The organism is Kitasatospora sp. NPDC059803, assembly GCF_042732255.1.
Classification (GTDB): Bacteria; Actinomycetota; Actinomycetes; order Streptomycetales; family Streptomycetaceae; genus Kitasatospora.
In genome coordinates this window covers 1-3,332 of sequence record NZ_JBHWIJ010000225.1, presented here as the reverse complement: position 1 = coordinate 3,332, position 3,332 = coordinate 1, and the positions used below count along the sequence as shown (strand labels likewise).

Sequence of the window (3,332 nt, the reverse complement as noted above, 5' to 3'; positions counted from 1 at the left end):
GGACGACGACGACATCCAGACCGGGTTCGGCCGCACCGGCCGGTTCGGCCCCCACCTGCCCCACGACGGCGTGGTGCCCGACGTCCTGATCACCGCCAAGGGCCTGGCCAGCGGCTTCCCGCTGTCCGCGATCGCCGCGCCGACCGACCTGATGCGGCGGGCCTGGCCCGGCTCGCAGGGCGGCACCTACGGCGGCAACCCGGTCGCCTGCGCCGCCGCGCTGGCCACGCTGGACGTCATCCGGGACGAGCAACTGGTCGACAACGCCGCCGAGCAGGGGTCGCGGCTGCTGGACGGCCTGCGGGCGGTCGCCGCCGGAGCGCCGGGCGTCGCCGACGTCCGGGGCCTCGGGCTGATGATCGGCAACGAGTTCTGCCACCCGGACGGCTCCCCGGACCCGGACACCGCCAAGCGCGCCCAGCAGGCGGCGGCCGACCTCGGCCTGCTGCTGCTGATCTGCGGCGTCCACCTGAACGTGGTCAGGATGATCCCGGCGCTGACCGTCACGGCCGGGCAGGTCGACGAGGCGCTGGCGCTCTGGTCCAAGGCGGTGGCGGCGGCCGCCGCCCAGCGGTAGAGAGGAGTGGTTCCGCACATGTACGACGACACGGTGTCCGAAATCGGCTGGAGCAGCGAGGAGCTGGAGGCGCGGCGGGAGCAGTGGTCGCTCCCGCTCGACGTGGGGGAGCGACAACTGCTCTGGGCGGACGCGCGGGCCGAGCGGTGGGGCGCGGCCGAGCCGGTCCGGGCGAAGCTGCGCGCGCTCGTCCAGGGCGGCGCCCGCTCCGTCGGCGTCGCCCACGTCGTGGGGCTGATGGATCCGACCGCCCCGGAGGAGGAGGTCGCGGCCGCCCTGTCCTTCCTGCTGCGGGACTTCGGCGAGATCGTCCCGCAGAACGGGCGCGGCGACCTCACCCAGGTGCTGCGCGACCAGGACGGCGACGGCAACACCGAACTCGGCTTCCACTGCGACACCTGCGACCTGCTCGTCCTGCTCTGCATCCAACCCGCCTACAACGGTGGAGGGTTGACCAAGCTGGCGAGCGCGCGGCACGTCTACGACCTGATCGGGCGGGAACGGCCGGACGCCCTCGCCACCCTCACCGAGGAGTGGACCTTCGACCGGACCGGTCGGGCCGGGCCCCAGGTCGTGGTCTCCCCGATCCTCTACACCCAGAAGGACGGGACCATCGCCTGCTACTACCAGACGCGCACCGTCCGCTCGTCCCCCGACCGCGGCGGCCCGCCGCTGACGGACCGTCAGTGGGACGCGCTCGGCGTGCTCGACGAGGTGCTCTACCGGCCCGAGATCGCCTTCGGCCTCCCGATGGCCGCCGGAGACCTGCTGATCATTCGCAACAGCCGGGTCCTGCACGGGCGTTCGGCCTACGTGGACGAGCCGGCGCCCGACTCCCGGCGGATGCTGCGGATCTGGATGAACACGGAGGACATGTGACCGGGAGCGCGCAGACACCGCACGGGCGGACCGCCGTCGTCACCGGCGGCGGCAGCGGGCTCGGCCGGGCCGTGTCCCTGGCCCTGCTGGGCGCCGGCTGGTCCGTCGCACTGGCCGGGCGGCGCAAGGACGCCCTCCAGGAGACCATCGCCCTCGCCGACGTCGACCCCGCCCGGGTGCTGGCCGTCCCGACCGACATCCGCCAACCGGAGGAGGTCGCGGCCCTGTTCGACGCCGTCCGCGACCGCTTCGGCCGGGTCGACCTGCTGTTCAACAACGCCGGCGCCGCCGCCCCGCGCCGACCCATCACCGAGACCCCGTTCGAGGACTGGAACCGCGTCCTGGACACCATCGTCACCGGCGGCTTCCTCTGCGCCCGCGAGGCCTTCCGGGTGATGAGCGCCCAGTCCCCGCAGGGCGGGCGCATCATCAACAACGGCGCGCCGTCCGCCCACGTCCCGCGGCCCAACTCCATCGCCTACACGGCCGCCAAGCACGCCGTCCTCGGCCTCACCAAGGTGCTCTCCCTGGACGGCCGCGCGCACGGCATCGCGGTCGGCCAGATCGACGTCGGCAACGTCACCCCGGTCGGCGGCGGCCCGCAGCCCGCCGCCATGCAGGCGGACGGCACGATGGCGGTCGAGGCGACCATCCCGGTGGAACGCTTCACCGAGGCCGTCCTGCTGATGGCCTCGATGCCGCCGGACACCAACGTCCAGTCCCTGACCGTCCTGCCCACCACCATGCCGTACATCGGGAGGGGCTGAACCGTGCTGGTCAGCGCACGTTCCTTCGACGAGTACCGCGCGATGTTCGCGCTCACCGACCTCGACCTCGCCCCCGGCCGGCGCATCCTGGACTGCCCGGGCGGCGCGGCCGCCTTCACGGCCGAGGCCGGCCGGCGCGGCATCGATGCGGTGGCCGTCGACCGCGAGTACGCCCACCACCGGGAGGACCTCGGCGTCCTCGTCGAACGGGAGACCCGGCACAAGCGCGACCAACTGGTGAGGGAGGCCCCGGAGTTCGTCTGGACGTGGTACGGCGACCCCGACCGCCTCACCCGGCAGTGGATCGCCAACGCCCGCGACTTCCGGGCCGACATCGCCGCCCGCCCGGACCGCTACGTCGCCGGCTCGCTGCCCGAACTCCCCTTCGCCGACGACTCCTTCGACCTGGTCCTCAGCTCGCACCTGCTCTTCTCCTACGGCAACCGGCTGGACGAGGACTTCCACCTGGCGGCCCTCCTGGAACTCGCCCGGATCGCCCGCCGCGAAGTCCGGCTCTTCCCGGTCATGGTGTACGACACCGGCGTCCGCTACGGGGAGCTCGACGGGCTGCGCCAACACCTGGACGCCCTCGGGATCCCGAGCCACGTGGAGCGGGTGGAGTACGAATTCCAGCCCGGGGACAACGAGTTGCTCGTGCTGTCGTGCGCCGACTACCGGCCGCTGGCTCGGGCCGGGGCGCCGGGAGCCGGCGCGTCGATGCCGGGCGCGTCGGTGGCGGGCGCTTCGGTGTCGGGCGCTGCCGACCCGGTGCGGTGGCGGCACCGGGAGAACCCCTGACCTCAGGCCCGAGCCCTGGCTCTGGCTCTGGCCCTGGCTCTGACTCTGGCCCGGGGGCGCGGGGGCGCGCGCCCCCGCGAGGGGGCGGCGGCCGCGCCCGGGCGCGGGGCGGGGCGCCGGGCAGCGGGCGCGGGCGCCGGCGCGGGCGCGGCGGTAGAGCACGCCGCCACCGAGCAGCAGAGCGAGGCCGGCGGCGCCGAGCAGTTCGACGTCACCGGCGCCGGTGGAGGCCAGCTGGCTGCCGACGGCGCCGCTCGGCGAGGAGGCGACGGCCGGGGCGGCGGCGCGGGCGGCGAGCCGGGGGGCCTGGC

Annotated in this window: 4 protein-coding genes; all 4 read left to right on the top strand. The window is 74.6% G+C overall.

The window, feature by feature from the left end:
• A partial coding sequence (locus ACFV6I_RS28760) for an aminotransferase class III-fold pyridoxal phosphate-dependent enzyme (RefSeq protein WP_380428413.1) occupies positions 1–577 on the top strand: 577 nt, incomplete at its 5' end.
• An 18-nt stretch (positions 578–595) separates the two neighbouring features.
• Complete coding sequence (locus ACFV6I_RS28755; protein ID WP_380428412.1) at positions 596–1,456, top strand: TauD/TfdA family dioxygenase; 861 nt, start codon at positions 596–598, stop codon at positions 1,454–1,456.
• The gene (locus ACFV6I_RS28750; RefSeq protein ID WP_380428410.1) at positions 1,453–2,223 is read left to right on the top strand and encodes an SDR family oxidoreductase; all 771 of its coding nucleotides are present in this window, start codon (positions 1,453–1,455) and stop codon (positions 2,221–2,223) included. The genes ACFV6I_RS28755 and ACFV6I_RS28750 overlap by 4 nt, the downstream gene beginning before the upstream one ends.
• Positions 2,224–2,226: 3 nt before the next feature.
• Positions 2,227–3,021 carry a class I SAM-dependent methyltransferase gene (locus ACFV6I_RS28745; RefSeq protein ID WP_380428408.1) on the top strand — a complete coding sequence of 265 codons (795 nt, stop codon included), beginning with the start codon at positions 2,227–2,229 and terminating at the stop codon, positions 3,019–3,021.
• Positions 3,022–3,332 lie beyond the last annotated feature (311 nt).